Source organism: Streptomyces sp. DS1-CR2, assembly GCF_055760475.1.
The window spans coordinates 4,567,306-4,582,937 of record NZ_CM147085.1 but is presented as its reverse complement, the minus strand read 5'-3'; the positions used below and the strand labels follow the sequence as shown (position 1 = coordinate 4,582,937).

At 68.8% G+C, this 15,632-nt stretch carries 13 protein-coding genes and 2 tRNA genes; 5 read left to right on the top strand and 10 right to left on the bottom strand.

Translation table 11 applies throughout. The annotated features are described in order from the left end of the window. Positions 1-115: 115 nt before the first annotated feature. Positions 116-820, top strand: a complete 705-nt coding sequence (locus ACY0PA_RS22050) for a DUF5324 family protein (protein WP_473079450.1) — start codon at positions 116-118, stop codon at positions 818-820. Between the two features lie 83 nt (positions 821-903). Here ACY0PA_RS22050 and ACY0PA_RS22045 read toward each other — a convergent pair. Then, positions 904-976: transfer RNA gene (locus tag ACY0PA_RS22045), tRNA-Ala, on the bottom strand. Positions 977-1,158: 182 nt separating this feature from the next. Between ACY0PA_RS22045 and ACY0PA_RS22040 the strand changes: the two genes are divergently transcribed. Both ACY0PA_RS22040 and ACY0PA_RS22035 read left to right on the top strand, forming a co-directional pair. Next, a complete protein-coding gene (locus tag ACY0PA_RS22040) occupies positions 1,159-1,707 on the top strand; it encodes a helix-turn-helix domain-containing protein (protein ID WP_100597242.1) in 549 nt (182 codons plus the stop codon). A 119-nt stretch (positions 1,708-1,826) separates the two neighbouring features. Next, positions 1,827-3,623 carry a serine/threonine-protein kinase gene (locus ACY0PA_RS22035; RefSeq protein WP_473079449.1) on the top strand — a complete coding sequence of 599 codons (1,797 nt, stop codon included), beginning with the start codon at positions 1,827-1,829 and terminating at the stop codon, positions 3,621-3,623. Between the two features lie 19 nt (positions 3,624-3,642). Here ACY0PA_RS22035 and ACY0PA_RS22030 read toward each other — a convergent pair whose 3' ends face one another. Together ACY0PA_RS22030 and ACY0PA_RS22025 are read right to left on the bottom strand one after the other, a co-directional pair. After that, a complete protein-coding gene (locus tag ACY0PA_RS22030; protein ID WP_473079448.1) occupies positions 3,643-5,031 on the bottom strand; it encodes a hypothetical protein in 1,389 nt (462 codons plus the stop codon). Positions 5,032-5,304: 273 nt separating this feature from the next. After that, positions 5,305-5,433, bottom strand: coding sequence for a DLW-39 family protein (locus tag ACY0PA_RS22025; RefSeq protein WP_003999697.1), 129 nt, complete (start codon positions 5,431-5,433; stop codon positions 5,305-5,307). Positions 5,434-5,748: 315 nt separating this feature from the next. On the opposite strand from ACY0PA_RS22025, the gene ACY0PA_RS22020 reads away from it, so the two are divergent. Beyond that, a complete protein-coding gene (locus ACY0PA_RS22020) occupies positions 5,749-6,087 on the top strand; it encodes a DUF6344 domain-containing protein (RefSeq protein ID WP_473079447.1) in 339 nt (112 codons plus the stop codon). A gap of 454 nt (positions 6,088-6,541) precedes the next feature. Next, positions 6,542-6,847 (top strand): hypothetical protein, encoded by a 306-nt coding sequence (locus ACY0PA_RS22015; protein WP_473079446.1) that lies wholly within the window; start codon positions 6,542-6,544, stop codon positions 6,845-6,847. 88 nt (positions 6,848-6,935) lie between these two features. Here ACY0PA_RS22015 and ACY0PA_RS22010 read toward each other — a convergent pair. The 7 genes from ACY0PA_RS22010 to gnd all read right to left on the bottom strand — a co-directional run bounded on the left by ACY0PA_RS22010 (position 6,936) and on the right by gnd (position 15,550). Further along, positions 6,936-7,009: transfer RNA gene (locus tag ACY0PA_RS22010), tRNA-Ile, on the bottom strand. A 190-nt stretch (positions 7,010-7,199) separates the two neighbouring features. Beyond that, a complete protein-coding gene (locus ACY0PA_RS22005) occupies positions 7,200-7,862 on the bottom strand; it encodes a DUF3566 domain-containing protein (RefSeq protein WP_473079445.1) in 663 nt (220 codons plus the stop codon). Positions 7,863-7,880: 18 nt separating this feature from the next. After that, positions 7,881-10,508, bottom strand: coding sequence for a DNA gyrase subunit A (gene gyrA / locus ACY0PA_RS22000; protein ID WP_473079444.1), 2,628 nt, complete (start codon positions 10,506-10,508; stop codon positions 7,881-7,883). Positions 10,509-10,550: 42 nt separating this feature from the next. Further along, the gene (gyrB, locus tag ACY0PA_RS21995; protein ID WP_473079443.1) at positions 10,551-12,647 is read right to left on the bottom strand and encodes a DNA topoisomerase (ATP-hydrolyzing) subunit B; all 2,097 of its coding nucleotides are present in this window, start codon (positions 12,645-12,647) and stop codon (positions 10,551-10,553) included. 275 nt (positions 12,648-12,922) lie between these two features. Next, on the bottom strand, positions 12,923-13,462 hold the full coding sequence (locus tag ACY0PA_RS21990; protein ID WP_473079442.1) for a DciA family protein: 540 nt from the start codon (positions 13,460-13,462) through the stop codon (positions 12,923-12,925). Further along, a complete protein-coding gene (gene recF / locus ACY0PA_RS21985) occupies positions 13,459-14,583 on the bottom strand; it encodes a DNA replication/repair protein RecF (RefSeq protein WP_473079441.1) in 1,125 nt (374 codons plus the stop codon). The genes ACY0PA_RS21990 and recF overlap by 4 nt, the downstream gene beginning before the upstream one ends. A 91-nt stretch (positions 14,584-14,674) precedes the next feature. Then, entirely contained in the window at positions 14,675-15,550 is an 876-nt protein-coding gene (gene gnd / locus ACY0PA_RS21980) for a phosphogluconate dehydrogenase (NAD(+)-dependent, decarboxylating) (protein ID WP_473079440.1), read from the bottom strand. Between the last annotated feature and the right edge of the window lie 82 nt (positions 15,551-15,632).

Genomic DNA, 15,632 nt, shown 5'->3' with positions numbered 1-15,632 from the left:
AAGGCGGCTTGTGCCCCGAATGCCCGCCCTCGCAAGCCGCACTGCCGCCGGGCAGGCATGATCCGATAAAGGGTGGAAAGGTGAAAACCTATACGCCACCGAGGAGGAGGATCCCGTGACCCGCATCGACAGCGTGCGCGCCGCGACCGGCTCGGCGAAGGACAGCGTGCTGCACGCCGCGGAAGTGGTGGCGCCCTACGCCGAGACGGCCAAGGACCGGGCCGCACTGTATGCGCAGGAAGCGCGCGTACGGCTCGCGCCCGTGATGTCGCAGGCTGCGCAGCAGACCCGCGACCAATACGACACGTACCTCGCACCGCATCTTGAACAGGCCCGCAGCCATGTGCCGCCAAAGGTCGACCAGGCCGCGCAGGGGGCTGCCGTCCGCACCCGGAAGGCAGCCCGCCAGGCCGCCGTCTACGCCAGGCCGCGGATCGAGCAGGCCGTGGCCGCCGCCCAGCCCGTCCGCGAGGAGGCGACGGCCCGCAGCGTCGCGGCGATCGCCGCCCTGCGTGGGCAGGTGTCTCCGAAGGAGATCAAGAAGCTCGTCCGCAAGCACGAACGGCGGGCGCGGGCGGGACGCGTCGCCAAGGGCTTCCTCGTCGTCGGCATCCTCGCGGGGGGTGCCTTCGCCGCCTGGAAGTGGTGGGACAAGCAGGCCAACCCGGACTGGCTGGTCGAACCGCCGGCCGCGACCGAGGTCGCGGACAGCACGCCCCTGTCGTCGGTGGACGGCAGTAAGGGCGCGCTCGACCCCGAGGTCCAGGCCAAGCAGGCCGAAGCGGAGGCGGACGCCGCCGACCGCGACGACCGCGGCTGAGCCTCCAACGAGCAGTAACGCCGTAGGGCGGGAGACCAGTGGTCTCCCGCCCTACGGCGTTCACGTGTTCTACGTGGAACCTGTGGAGCCTAGGAGATTCGAACTCCTGACATCTGCCTTGCAAAAGCAGCGCTCTACCAACTGAGCTAAGGCCCCGAAAACGACGCGGCGAACCGGAAGAAGTGCGATCCGGTGCGCATCGCAGACCAGAGTACCGGGTCACCCCCCGGATCTCGCAAAAGGATTGGGGCTCCCGGTCCACGACCACTCTCCGTAAGATGCCCCACGTGGTTCGCGGCAGCGAACCGCCGTAATTGGGGAAGCGATGGGGAGACGCAATGGACGCCGCACAGCAGGAAGCTACCGCAAGAGCCCGGGAGCTCCAGCGAAACTGGTACGGAGAGCCACTGGGGGCGCTCTTCCGTCGCCTCATCGATGATCTGGGCCTCAACCAGGCCAGGCTCGCGGGGGTTCTCGGCTTGTCCGCGCCCATGCTCTCCCAGCTGATGAGCGGTCAGCGCGCGAAGATAGGCAATCCGGCCGTCGTCCAGCGTGTCCAGCTGCTCCAGGACCTGGCGGGTCAGGTCGCCGACGGGAGCGTCAGCGCCGCCGAGGCCACTGAGCGTATGGACGAGATCAAGAAGTCACAGGGGGGCTCGGTGCTCACCAACACCGCGCAGACAACAACCAGTTCGGGCGCACCCACGGTCAAGCGCGTGGTCCGCGAGATCCAGTCGCTGCTGCGCTCCGTCTCCGCGGCCGGGGACATCATCGATGCGGCGGACACCCTCGCCCCGAGCCACCCGGAACTGGCAGAGTTCCTCCGGGTCTACGGCGCCGGGCGCACCTCCGACGCCGTAACCCACTATCAGGCGCACCAGAGCTGATCCCGGCCGAACCGTAGCGACATCGGGCCGGCCGCGAGTCCCGCGGCCGGTCCTGGGCCGCGGGACCATCCGAGAGGCCGGACGCGTCGTGACGGCCGAGGGGGGAGCGACGCACCACGATGGGTGAGGTCTTCGCCGGACGCTACGAACTGGCCGACCCGATCGGTCGCGGGGGAACGGGCGCCGTATGGCGCGCCTGGGACCACCGGCGCCGCCGATATGTGGCCGCCAAGGTCCTGCTGCAGAGCGATGCCCACACCCTGCTCCGCTTCGTGCGCGAACAGGCACTGCGGATCGACCACCCCCACGTCCTCGCCCCGGCCAGCTGGGCCGCGGACGACGACAAGGTCCTGTTCACCATGGACCTCGTCGCCGGCGGCTCTCTGGCGCATCTGATCGGCGACTACGGGCCTCTGCCACCGTCCTTCGTGTGCCTCCTCCTGGATCAGCTCCTCGCCGGCCTCACCGCGGTGCACGCGGAGGGGGTCGTGCATCGCGACATCAAGCCCGCCAACATCCTCTTGGAGGCGACCGGCACCGCCCGGCCTCATCTGCGCCTCTCGGACTTCGGCATCGCGATGCGCAAGGGCGAGCCCCGGCTCACCGAGACCGACTATGTGGTGGGAACGCCCGGTTACTTCGCCCCCGAACAGGCGATGGGCGGTGAGCCGGACTTCCCCGCAGACCTGTTCGCCGTCGGTCTCGTCGCCCTGTATCTGCTCCAGGGCGCCCGGCCGGACTCCAGGGCACTGATCGAGCACTTCACCGATCACGGCACCCCTGGCGCGCCCCAGGGGATTCCCGGCCCTCTGTGGACCGTCGTGGCCGGCCTCCTGCAGCCTGACCCGGAAGCGCGCTTCCGTACCGCGACAGGCGCCCGCAAGGCCCTCCTGGCGGCCTCCGAGCTGCTTCCCGAGCCCGGACCCGACGACGAACTGGTCGAGGTCTTCGACCAACTCGGCGCGCTCCCACCAGGGTTCGCCCCGACCGGCCCGATCACGACCTCCCGGGCGGTCGCCCCCGGTCTCATACACGACCGGACCCAGAACCATGGCTCGACCGGCCGTTCCATGACGCGGAAGCCCGCTCCGGGAGAGTCCCTGTCGGCGCTCCCACCGGAGTCCCCGACACCGGCGCCACCGCCACCGCCGTATGCCCCCGCGGTGCCGGACGTCCCACTGGCGGACTCGTCCGTCCAAGACCCCGCCACCGCCGCGCCCCAGGGTCCGGAGCCCCTCGCACCACAGACCGGCGTGCGCGGGCCCAGCGTCACACCCGGGCCCACCCCGTCCGAACCCGTCCCGCCCGGGACCGGGACGATCCCGTCGGCAACCGGCAGGCCTGGGTCCCGCGCGTCGGGAACGGTCACGCCCGGCACCAGCATGTCCGAGACCGGCAGCTTCCACCTGCCGCCGCCTCCTCCCGCGCAGCCGCCCGCACAGCCACGCGTGCAGTCCCCCGCACAGCCATTCGCGCAGACCTCTCCCCAGCGTCAGCCAATCACCCCCACCACGGCGCCTCACCACGCTCCCGAGTACACCGCCCAGCCACACCCCCACCCCACAGCACAAACCGCACCACAACCGGCACCACAACCAACGCGGCCAACCCGCCCGCACCCCCACGAGCCCTCCCCCCACACTCCGGCCACGACTCCGGCCACGCAGCGCCCCTACGCCGCTCCAGCTCCCGCACCGGCGGCCCCTCCGCCCGCCTCTATCTCTACGTACACCGCCCAGAGCGTTCAGGTTCCACTCCTCGGCCACCCGAATCCCGGCGGCGCGTCCCAGAGCCCGACGCCTCATCGGCGGGTGCGGAAACGGCGGCCGGGACCGCCCGCGAAGGTGGCGATCCCGGTGCTGTTCGTTGCCTTGGTCAGTTTCGCGGTGGGCATCTGGGCGCTGACCCAGACCTGAGAGCCCCGGCTCGCCCCACCTACCAGCCAGCAGACGCCCGCCGGCGAGCGACGTACGTCCATGCGCCGAGCCCCAGCACCAGCACGGACCCCGTGCCGATCCCGGCGATCCCGACAACTGTCATGCGGTTCGCCGGACCGGACCCGCCCTGTGCGGTCTGCCCGCCGCCGTGCCCACCCGCCGAGGGCAACGGTGAGTCCCCGCCCTGCGCGGACCCGCTCTCAGCGGCGGCCCGGTCCGCGTCAGTGACCTGGAACGGCCCCGGATCCCGCACATACGCGGGCGCCGAAGCCGCGTCCCCCCGGACCGTCAGACGGAGCGTCAGCCCGGACTCCTTGTTCCCGAAGGTCCCCTTCATCTCCGGCGTGAGGGAGACCTTCAGGTAGTACCAGCCGGCGAACCGCACGCCCGCTTCGTCCGCGCGCGACAGATAGCGGTTCTCGTAGGCGACCGGAGGCAGGGAGTCCAGGGCCGCCGCGGAGGGCTCCCCTGCGTACGAGGCGTCCTTCGAAGTGACCTGCGTCCGCGCCGGGTTGTACAGCGCCACACTGAGGGCGCTCGGCACAAAGCCCGTACGGTGCGTGTCCCCCGCCGAAGTGCCCAGCTCGGCCTCGGTGAAGAGCTGCTGTCCCCAGTCCAGCGGCACTCGGTAGAAGAGCGTCTGCCCCGGGCGGATCCGGTCCTTCCACACGCCTTGCGGCAAGCTCCGCGCGTCGTTGAAGCCCGTACCGCCCCGGCGTTCGGAAGGGATTCCGGCGGGCGGCCGCGGCGAAGCCGACGGCCAGGCCCCGGGCCCGGTGCCGGCAGGCGGCGACTTGAGCGCGGGCTCCGAGGAGACACTCAGCTCCAGGTCCCAGCGCTCCCGCGTGGAGTCAGGCGCGGTCTTGCGCGCGACGACCACGTCATACGTGCCCGCATCCTGGCAGCGCCCGCCGCCCTTCCGGACGACCCGCTCCGCGGTGGCGGCTATCGGCCTCGGGTACTCCGCGGAGCGGAACGCCGCGACCTCGGAGTCACAGCGATTGCCCTGTCGATCCTGCAGGGTCACGGAAATGCTGTCGTTGAACGCCACCTTCACGTCCGCCCCGACCTTCGGCACCGCTACCGCCGAGACATGCGTATCGGAGGATCCGTCCAGGTCGACGCGGTAGTAGCGCGTGCCGGCCGCCCCCTTCGCACCCGACCCACTGCCGAGCCCGGCGCCCTTCACCCCCGCCTCGACGGAGCTCCGATAGGTCTCCCCGGCCTTGAGCTCCGCCGCATCCGTACTGGTCACCGCACCCTGGACGGTCTTTGCGCCTTGTGCGAAGACATACGGAGCCGAGTCCCCAGCCGCCGCGGTCGCGGGCAGCACCACCACCGCGGCCGGAACGGCCACCACGCATATCGCTGCCGTGAACGCCGACACCGGCCGTCTCCGCCCGCGCAGCACCACGCGCCGCCCTCCGCGCCGACTCATCATGCGCCCCTTCGTCGCCCCCGCCCCCGCCATCGCTTCATCGCCGGACGACCATCCTGCCGCCAGGGCCCCATACACCCCACCGGCATTCACCAAAGCAAGCAAATGATTTACGTAAGCGAACAAGAAGCCCGGGGCGGCCTCATGCCCAATCTCACCCCGGACAGCACAAAGCCCCGACCGCGCATGCGATCGGGGCCCTGAAGAGACTGTCGTCGATACTCACGAACCCGTGGGTACGGAGTCAGTCGCCTCCGTCCACAGATCCTGCTCGGCGCGATCCGCCTGGATCTGGCGGTACACGAGGAGCCCGCCGATGGCGGCCAGTGCGACCAGGAGAAGCTTCTTCACCGCGCGACCTCGTCCTTCTTTGACGTAGGGGACCTCTGGCGCCCGACTATACACACCGGTCGATACCGATCAGTGATCTGCACCCGGGCCCAACTCCCGCACCCCCGCGACCAGTCGAACCGGATCACGGAGCTCCGATCACTCTTCGCAGAACGTGACATTCAGCGTGATTGACGGCCTCACGGTGCGATTGCGCCCATCCGAGTGGTGTTCATCTGAACATCGACGCGCCACGGGCGTCGGTCCCCCACTACAGAGCCCACATACACATCATGAGGAAAGTACGCAAATCGCCCAACCCGAAAGTGAGGGATCATGGCCGGCAACAAGGTCATCAAGCTGTGGACCGTCCTCATCACCGCCTTCCTCGCGGTACTGACCGCGATGGGCCTCACCTCCCCGGCCGCCGCGGCCACGCCCGTACAGCAGACGGAGGGCACCCGCAACGCGGCGGTGAGCACCCCCGCCGCTACCGCCGTCCGAGCCCCCTGGGCCTTCAAACGGTCCCTGCCTCCCACAATGAAGCAGCGCATCTGCGCCGAGGCCCACGGTTCCTCCCCCAGCTGCCGCCACCGCCCGCCGGTCGACACGGAGTCCGAGAACGAGTTCGAAGAGACCGCGGCAGGAATCAACGCTCTCCACGCGCAGCCGTAGCAACAGACGTACGTAAAGACGAAGCTCTACCAGCAGTAACAGCAGCGGCAGCGAAAGCGGCAACGGCAAGAAGGCCGGCCCTGGAGAACCGCACCAGACCCTTCGCAGTAGACCCATCGCAGCAAAAGCTCCCTCGCAAGAACAGCCGGTGAGGAAGACCGACACGTACCACCGGCAGGCACCACCGGCAGGCACACCGCAGAGAACGTCCGGCAGCACGGTTCATCGGCCCAATCCGACAGCGCCGCTCAGCAGCCAGTACGAGCACGAGCACCACAGGCCAACGCACTTCCCGCACCACGGCGACAGCTGCGCGGCACCGCAGAACCACGGCGGCGGCACCAGGCAGCGCTTCACCAGCGCAGCCACGCCCCGAACCTGCCCGCCGCACTCCAGATCCGGATCCAGGTCCAGACGGCACCGAACGGCAGGCAAAGCGCCCACCGCGCCATCGATGGACCGCGCTCCCGCGCCCTCGACCTTTCACGACCCCGGCCACCACAGGCTGAGGGTCTTCTCGGCGTGTGCCCTGCTCACCACATCGGGGAGTACCGGCGTCAGCCTCGTACGCGGCGAGCAGATCGAACTGCCGCCACCGCCCGAGATCGACGGACGGCTGAACACCCTCACTGTCACGGGCGGCATCCATGCCCGGGGACGAGCATCCGACGCGGTCCGCACCGGCAGTAGCGGTCCAGAGCTGTCAGGGATCGAGCTCGGCGCCGCCGACGGCCAGTCCGTCAGTCGCCGCGCCGCGTAGTGACCGTCAGCAAGTCAAGAAAAACGCCAAAACGAAGAGAGGGCCTCTCCCACCAGGGGAGAGGCCCTCTCTTCATGTACTGCTTCTGTGGGGCTAACAGGATTTGAACCTGTGGCCTCATCCTTATCAGGGATGCGCTCTAACCAACTGAGCTATAGCCCCGCCGCGCTTTGCGGTGTGTGTCCCGCGCGCCGACCTCTGAAGATTAGCGCACGACCCGGCCAGTCCCAAAATCGATACCTGGGACCCCGCCCCATCGGCCAAAAGGCCTGTGGAGCGCACCCCGTCAGGGAATGCACTCCACAGGTGTCACGGCGACCGAAGCGGCTGCCGCTCGGCTGCCGAACGGCAGCTACTCGTCCTCGGCGAGGGTCAGCTCGACGCCGCCCACGAAACCCGCGGAGAGGTTGTAGATGAACGCGCCGAGTGTGGCCAGCGCCGTCGCGAGGACGACGTCGATGACCGCGATGATCGACGTGAAGATCAGGACGCGCGGCAGCGACAGGAACGACTGAAGGTCGAAGCCATTGGACTCGTTCGAACCCGTGGCCTCGGAGATCGTGCCGCCGACGGTCGAGAAGACGCCCATGGCGTCCATGACCATCCACAGCACCGCGGCCGCGACGATGGTGCAGATACCGAGCGCGATGGAGAGCAGGAAGCTGACCTTCATCACCGACCACGGATCGGCCTTGGCGACCCTCAGTCGCGCCTTGCGCGTACGAGGCGTCGTGCGGGCCCCCGTGCGCGGCCTGCGGACCGCTCCGGCCGGCGGGGCCGCCTGGTAGGCCTGCGGCGGGTGGTACGGCTGCGAGGACTGCGGGGGCTGCTGCCGCTCCCCGGGCAGCGCCCCGTCCGTGCCGGCCGCGTACTGCTGCGTCTGCGGACCTCGGGTGTCCGTCACAGTTCCCCCCTGGGATCCCTGAGACTCGTGCGAGTCGTTCGACTCAGTGGCGGGGCCACGGCCGCCGTCCGTTTCCGTACCGGTCGATCCGGCGCCCGTGGCTCCGCTCACGATGACTCACTCCTCGCGCTACTCGGCCGTGGACTCCGTGCCCTCGTCCGTTTCGACAGCCGTCTCGACCTCGACGTTCTCGTCGACGATGACGTCACCGTCGACCTCCTCCGCCTCGCGACCGGCCTCGGCGTTACGAGCGATACCGACCACGGCATCGCGCTTGCCCAGGTTGATCAGTTGGACGCCCATGGTGTCACGGCCCGTCTCCCTGACCTCGTTGACTCGCGTACGAATCACACCGCCGGACAGCGTGATGGCGAGGATCTCGTCGGTCTCCTCGGTCACCAGCGCGCCGACGAGCGATCCGCGGTCCTCCACGATCTTGGCGGCCTTGATACCGAGGCCACCGCGACCCTGGACGCGGTACTCGTCGACGGCGGTCCGCTTCGCGTACCCGCCGTCGGTGGCGGTGAACACGAACGTACCCGGCCGGACGACATTCATCGAGAGCAGCTGGTCGCCCTCGCGGAAACTCATGCCCTTCACACCGGATGTGGCGCGGCCCATCGGGCGCAGCGCGTCGTCCGTTGCAGTGAAGCGGATGGACTGCGCCTTCTTGCTGATGAGCAGCAGGTCGTCCTCGGCGGAGACTAGCTCGGCGCCGATCAGCTCGTCGTCGGAGCCGTCCTCCGTCTCGCGGAGGTTGATGGCGATGACGCCGCCCGAGCGGGGCGAGTCGTAGTCCTTGAGAGGGGTCTTCTTTACGAGGCCGCCCTTTGTGGCGAGGACCAGGTAGGGGGCCGCCTCGTAGTCGCGGATCGCGAGGATCTCGGCGATCGCCTCGTCCGGCTGGAAGGCCAGCAGGTTGGCCACGTGCTGGCCGCGCGCGTCACGGCCGGCGTCCGGGAGCTCGTACGCCTTCGCACGGTAGACGCGGCCCTTGTTCGTGAAGAACAGCAGCCAGTGGTGCGTCGTCGACACGAAGAAGTGGTCGACGATGTCGTCTTCCTTGAGCTTCGTGCCGCGAACGCCCTTGCCGCCGCGCTTCTGCGAGCGGTAGTCGACGGTCTTGGTGCGCTTGACGTAGCCGCCGCGCGTGATGGTGACGACGATGTCCTCTTCGGCGATCAGGTCCTCAATGGACATGTCGCCGTCGAAAGGCACCAGCTTGGAGCGTCGGTCGTCGCCGAACTTCTCGACGATCGCCGCGAGTTCCTGGCTGATGATCTGGCGCTGGCGCTCCGGCGAGGCCAGGATGGCGTTGTACTCGTTGATCTTGAGCTGCAGTTCGTCGTGCTCGGCGACGATCTTCTGGCGCTCCAGGGCGGCCAGCCGGCGCAGCTGCATCTCGAGGATCGCGTTGGCCTGGATCTCGTCGATCTCCAGGAGGCCCATCAGGCCCTCGCGGGCGATCTCGACGGTGTCACTGCGCCGGATGAGCGCGATGACCTCGTCGATGGCGTCCAGGGCCTTCAGGAGGCCGCGCAGGATGTGGGCGCGCTCTTCGGCCTTGCGCAGGCGGAACTTCGTACGGCGGACGATGACCTCGACCTGGTGGCTCACCCAGTGACGGATGAAGGCGTCCAGGGAGAGGGTGCGCGGCACGCCGTCGACGAGCGCCAGCATGTTGGCGCCGAAGTTCGTCTGGAGGTCGGTGTGCTTGTAGAGGTTGTTCAGGACGACCTTGGCGACAGCGTCGCGCTTCAGGACGATGACGAGGCGCTGGCCGGTGCGCGACGAGGTCTCGTCGCGGACGTCGGCGATGCCGCCGACGCGGCCGTCCTTCACGAGGTCGGCGATCTTCTGCGCGAGGTTGTCCGGGTTGACCTGGTATGGGAGCTCGGTGACCACCAGGCACTGGCGGTTCTGGATCTCCTCGACCTCGACGATCGCGCGCATCGTGATGGAGCCACGGCCCGTGCGGTACGCCTCCTCGATGCCCTTGCGGCCCACGACCAGGGCGCCGGTCGGGAAGTCCGGGCCCTTGATGCGCTCGATGAGCGCGTCCAGGAGCTCCTCGTGCGAGGCCTCCGGGTTCTCCAGGTACCACTGGGCGCCGGAGGCGACCTCGCGCAGGTTGTGCGGCGGGATGTTGGTGGCCATGCCGACCGCGATGCCCGCGGAGCCGTTGATCAGCAGGTTCGGGAAGCGGGCCGGCAGGACGGTCGGCTCCTGGGAGCGGCCGTCGTAGTTGTCCGTGAAGTCGACGGTCTCCTCGTCGATGTCACGGACCATCTCCATGGACAGCGGCGCCATCTTGCACTCGGTGTAGCGCATGGCGGCGGCGGGGTCGTTGCCCGGGGAGCCGAAGTTTCCGTTCGAGTCCACCAGCGGCATACGCATCGACCACGGCTGGGCCAGGCGGACCAGGGCGTCGTAGATCGAGGAGTCGCCGTGCGGGTGGTAGTTGCCCATGACGTCGCCGACGACGCGGGCGCACTTGTAGAAGCCCTTCTCGGGCCGGTAGCCGCCGTCGTACATCGCGTACAGGACGCGGCGGTGGACGGGCTTGAGGCCGTCCCGTACGTCGGGCAGGGCGCGCGACACGATGACGGACATCGCGTAGTCGAGGTACGAGCGCTGCATCTCGGTCTCGAGCCCGACGGGCTCGATGCGCTGAGCGCCCTCCTCGGGCACCGTTTCGACGCTGACGCTGATCTCGACGCCTTCTTCAGGCGTGGGGGGAGTGTTCTCGTCGGTCATTGCTGGTGAAGATCCTTTCTGATGCGGTCAGCTGAGACCGACTCAGATGTCGAGGAAGCGGACGTCCTTGGCGTTGCGCTGGATGAACGAGCGGCGTGCCTCGACGTCCTCGCCCATCAGGACGGAGAACAGGTCGTCCGCCTGGGCGGCGTCGTCGAGGGTGACCTGGCCGAGCACGCGGTGCTCGATGTCCATCGTGGTGATGCGCAGCTCCTCGGCGTTCATCTCGCCGAGACCCTTGAAGCGCTGGATCGAGTCCTCGCGGATCCGCTTGCCCTGCTGGCGGCCGAGCTCGGTCAGGGCGTCGCGCTCACGGTCCGAGTACGCGTACTCGAAGTCCTCACGACCCCACTTGATCTTGTAGAGCGGCGGGCGCGAGAGGAACACGTAGCCGGCCTCGACGAGGGGCCGCATGAAGCGGAACAGGAAGGTCAGCAGCAGGGTGTTGATGTGCTGGCCGTCGACGTCGGCGTCCGCCATCAGAATGATCTTGTGATAGCGGAGCTTCTCGATGTCGAAGTCCTCGTGGACTCCGGTGCCGAAGGCGGAGATCAGCGCCTGGATCTCCTGGTTCTGCAGGATCTTGTCGATCCGCGCCTTCTCGACGTTAAGGATCTTGCCTCGGATGGGCAGGATGGCCTGGTACTGCGGGTTACGGCCGGACTTGGCCGAGCCGCCGGCGGAGTCACCCTCGACGATGAAGATCTCGCACTTGGTGGGATCGTTCGACTGGCAGTCGGAGAGCTTGCCCGGCAGGGACGCCGACTCCAGCAGGCCCTTGCGGCGGGTGAGGTCGCGGGCCTTGCGGGCCGCCACGCGCGCGGTGGCCGCCTGGATGCCCTTGCGGATGATGTCCGCGGCCTCGACGGGGTTACGGTCCAGCCAGTCGTTCAGGTGCTCGTAGACCACCTTCTGGACGAAGGTCTTCACCTCGGTGTTGCCCAGCTTGGTCTTGGTCTGGCCCTCGAACTGCGGCTCGCTCAGCTTCACCGAGATGATCGCCGTCAGACCCTCGCGGATGTCGTCACCCGTGAGGTTGTCGTCCTTCTCGCGAAGCAGCTTCTTGTCGCGCGCGTACTTGTTGATCAGCGAGGTCAGCGCGGCACGGAAGCCCTCTTCGTGGGTACCGCCCTCGTGCGTGTGGATGATGTTGGCGAAGGAGTACACGCCCTCCGTGTAACTGCTGTTCCACTGCATCGCGACCTCGAGGGACAGGAGCTTGTCCTTGTCCTCGGCCTCCAGGTCGATGACGGAGGGGTGCACCACGTCTCCCTTGCGGGAGTTGAGGTACTTCACGAAGTCGACGATGCCGCCCTCGTAGTGGTACTCGACGGCCTTGACCTCGGGCTTCTCGTCGGCGCCCGCCTCGTCCGCCCCGGCGACGGCCTTCGCCGACTCACGCTCGTCGGTGAGTTTGATCCTCAAACCCTTGTTGAGGAACGCCATCTCCTGGAACCGCCGCGACAGCGTCTCGAAGGAGTAGTCGGTGGTCTCGAAGATGTCCGGGTCGGCCCAGAAGGTGACCGACGTGCCGTGCTCGTCCGTGGCCTCGTGCTGCGCGAGCGGTGCCGTGGGGACGCCCAGCTTGTAGTCCTGGGTCCAGCGGTGTCCGTCGGTCTTGACCTCGACGGCGACCTTCATGGACAGCGCGTTGACGACGGAGACGCCCACGCCGTGCAAACCGCCGGAGACCGCGTAGCCGCCGCCGCCGAACTTGCCGCCCGCGTGCAGCACGGTCAGCACGACCTCGAGGGCGGGCTTGCCCTCGGACGGGACGATGCCCACCGGGATGCCGCGGCCGTTGTCCACGACGCGCACACCGCCGTCCTGCAGGATCGTCACGTCGATCGTGTCCGCGTGGCCGGCCAGCGCCTCGTCGACGGAGTTGTCGACGACCTCCTGCACCAAGTGGTGCAGCCCGCGCTCACCGGTCGAGCCGATGTACATGCCGGGCCGCTTGCGGACCGCGTCCAGACCCTCGAGGACTGTGATGGCGCTGGCGTCGTAGGCCGAGGTCACCTCGCCGGAGGACTGATTGGCCTCCGCCGGGGCCTGGCCGACGGCGTCGGCGGCAGTGGACGGGATGTTCTCGTTGGGGTTGCCGGAATCGGCCACGAAGCGCCCTTTCTGGCACAGCACAAGCCAAACTCCCGGCGGTGGCCGGAGCGGCTGCGTCGTTCAGCGATAGTCAGCGTTGCTCGGTGTGTCCCACAAGTGGGGCGGGATTAGCTCTCAGTCTACCGGTAGCGCCGACAGTGATGGGGGTTTGCCGGTACCTGAGTCCGCATGTGCCGCCCTGAACCGGCCTCTGCCGACTCCCCATATGCGTCCCGGGGCTCCAAGAGGCTCACAGCGGCACTCAGCGCTTCCGGGCGTCAACCGGGTGTCAACCCCCGGCCGGCGGCTCCCCCGAATCACCCGTAGGTGTCGCCGGGACCCTTGCTTCCTGGGGCGCGCAGGGGGCCGAAGCGGCGTGCGGGAGCGTTGGGCCCAAGGATCTTCAGAAGCCGTACGGTGCCGTGCCCGAGGTCCTCGTTGAGCCGCGCCACCAGCGTCGGAGCCAGGTAACGCAGCTGCATCGCCCAGGCCGTCGAGTCGCACTGGACGGTCAGGACACGCTCGTCCTCGTCGTACTTCAGGGGCTCGGAGTGCTTGGCGAGGTCCTCGCCCACGATCTCCGGCCAGCGGCCCATGACACCGCCGACAGCGGCCGGCGCCTCCCAGCCGCGCTCGGTGATCAGCCGGTTGATGGCCGCGCCGAACGCGACCGGGTCGCGGCCGTCGGCGCGCGCCCCGGACCTCAGTCCGCCGCCTCGCCGGGCCTGCTTCTTCTGCTGGTCGGCCACTCCACGCGCGCGTGCCTGCTCCTTCGCGGCGCGCAGGGCCACGCGCGCGAGATCGACGCCGGACGGCTCGGGGGTCTGGGGTGCTTCGCCTGATGTGTTCTCGGTCATCCCCGCTCCACCGTTCCTTCGGACACCGCGTACCGCGTGCCCGCCAGGACGCCCGGCACGTCGTCGTCCACCGCGGCCGTCACCAGGACCTGCTCGCCGGGGGCGACCAGCTCGGCGAGACGCTCCCTGCGCCGCGCGTCGAGCTCCGCGAAGACGTCGTCGAGCACGAGCACCGGCTCGTTCCCCTCGGCCCGCAGCAGGTCGTACGAGGCCAGGCGCAGAGCAAGCGCGTACGACCAGGACTCGCCGTGGCTGGCGTACCCCTTCGCCGGCAGCTGGCCGAGCTTGAGGATCAGGTCGTCGCGGTGCGGTCCGACGAGGGTGACGCCCCGCTCGATCTCCTGTTTGCGGGCCGCTTCGAGGGCGGCCATAAGCTGCTCGTAGAGCTCTTCGCGCGCGTGGCCGTCGATTTCGGGCGAGGACGGCTTGTAGTCGAGGGCGAGCGGGCCGCCGCCGGGCGCCAGCTGCTCGTACGCCTTGTCGGCGAGCGGCTGAAGCATGGCGATCAGGTCGAACCGCTGCGCGAGCAGCTCGGCGCCCACGCGCGCGAGGTGCTGGTCCCACACGTCGAGGGTCGACAGGTCCATTGACCGGCCGCCGTGCCTGCGGGCGAGCGCGGCCGACTTGAGGAGCGTGTTGCGCTGCTTGAGTACGCGGTCGTAGTCGGACCGCACGCCAGCCATGCGCGGGGAGCGGGCGGTGATCAGTTCGTCGAGGAAGCGGCGGCGCTCGCCGGGGTCGCCCTTGACGAGCGCGAGGTCCTCCGGCGCGAACAGGACCGTGCGCACGATGCCGAGCACGTCACGCGGTCTGACCTGCGAGGATCGGTTGATCCTGGCGCGGTTCGCCTTGCCCGGGTTGAGCTCGAGCTCGATGAGCTGCTGGCGCTCGCCCTGCCGGACCGCGGCCCGGATGACGGCGCGCTCGGCGCCCATGCGCACCAGCGGCGCGTCTGAGGAGACCCGGTGGCTGCCGAGGGTGGCGAGATAGCCGACGGCCTCGACGAGGTTGGTCTTGCCCTGTCCGTTCGGACCCACGAACGCGGTGACGCCCGGATCGAGAGGGACCTCGACCCGGGCGTACGAGCGGAAGTCGGCCAGCGACAGATGCGTCACATGCATGGTCGTTCGCCGACCTCCCCCAAGGTGTGGAGCGGGTGTGGATTACTTCGTCGTGGAGCTTCGTGGACGCTATGTGGGTTTGCTCTGTGGATTAACTCTTCTCGACTGCATGGCCGCCGAACTGGTTACGCAGGGCGGCGATCATCTTCATCTGCGGCGAGTCGTCCTGGCGCGAGGCGAAGCGCGCGAAGAGGGACGCGGTGATCGCGGGCAGCGGCACCGCGTTGTCGATGGCCGCCTCGACGGTCCAGCGGCCCTCACCGGAGTCGGCGGCGAAGCCGCGCAGCTTGTCCAGGTGCTCGTCGTCGTCCAGCGCGTTGACCGCCAGGTCGAGCAGCCAGGAACGGATGACCGTGCCCTCCTGCCACGAGCGGAAGACCTCACGCACGTCGGTGACGGAGTCGACCTTCTCCAGGAGCTCCCAGCCCTCGGCGTAGGCCTGCATCATGGCGTACTCGATGCCGTTGTGAACCATCTTCGCGAAGTGACCCGCGCCGACCTTGCCCGCGTGGACGGCGCCGAACTCGCCCTCCGGCTTGAGGGCGTCGAAGATCGGCTGGACCTTGGCGACGTTCTCCTTGGTGCCGCCGTACATCAGCGCGTAGCCGTTCTCCAGGCCCCAGACGCCACCGGAGACGCCGCAGTCGACGAAGCCGATGTCCTTGATGCCCAGCTCGACGGCGTGCTTCTCGTCGTCGGTCCAGCGCGAGTTGCCGCCGTCCACCACGACGTCGCCGGGCGAGAGGAGGTCCGCGAGCTCGTCGACGGTGGCCTGGGTCGGGCCGCCGGCGGGGACCATCACCCACACCACACGCGGGGCCTTGAGCTTGTCCACAAGCTCCCCGAGGCTGTGGACATCTGCGAGGTCCGGATTGCGGTCGTATCCGATGACGGTGTGGCCTGCGCGGCGGATGCGCTCGCGCATGTTGCCGCCCATCTTGCCGAGACCGACGAGACCGAGCTCCATCAGGTGGTTCCTTAAGTTGCGACGGGGCGTGAGGTGGTGCGTGAGGCACTCCCGCACCTGTGTTCCGAGCCTAAACCTGGGG

What these genes read in the sequence shown, in the direction of transcription:
- recF (WP_473079441.1), bottom strand. Translation starts at nt 14,583, where the DNA reads ATGCATGTGACGCATCTGTCGCTGGCCGACTTCCGCTCGTACGCCCGG.
- gyrA (WP_473079444.1), bottom strand. Translation starts at nt 10,508, where the DNA reads ATGACCGACGAGAACACTCCCCCCACGCCTGAAGAAGGCGTCGAGATC.
- ACY0PA_RS22015 (WP_473079446.1), top strand. Translation starts at nt 6,542, where the DNA reads ATGGACCGCGCTCCCGCGCCCTCGACCTTTCACGACCCCGGCCACCAC.
- gnd (WP_473079440.1), bottom strand. Translation starts at nt 15,550, where the DNA reads ATGGAGCTCGGTCTCGTCGGTCTCGGCAAGATGGGCGGCAACATGCGC.
- ACY0PA_RS21990 (WP_473079442.1), bottom strand. Translation starts at nt 13,462, where the DNA reads ATGACCGAGAACACATCAGGCGAAGCACCCCAGACCCCCGAGCCGTCC.
- ACY0PA_RS22035 (WP_473079449.1), top strand. Translation starts at nt 1,827, where the DNA reads ATGGGTGAGGTCTTCGCCGGACGCTACGAACTGGCCGACCCGATCGGT.
- ACY0PA_RS22020 (WP_473079447.1), top strand. Translation starts at nt 5,749, where the DNA reads ATGGCCGGCAACAAGGTCATCAAGCTGTGGACCGTCCTCATCACCGCC.
- ACY0PA_RS22040 (WP_100597242.1), top strand. Translation starts at nt 1,159, where the DNA reads ATGGACGCCGCACAGCAGGAAGCTACCGCAAGAGCCCGGGAGCTCCAG.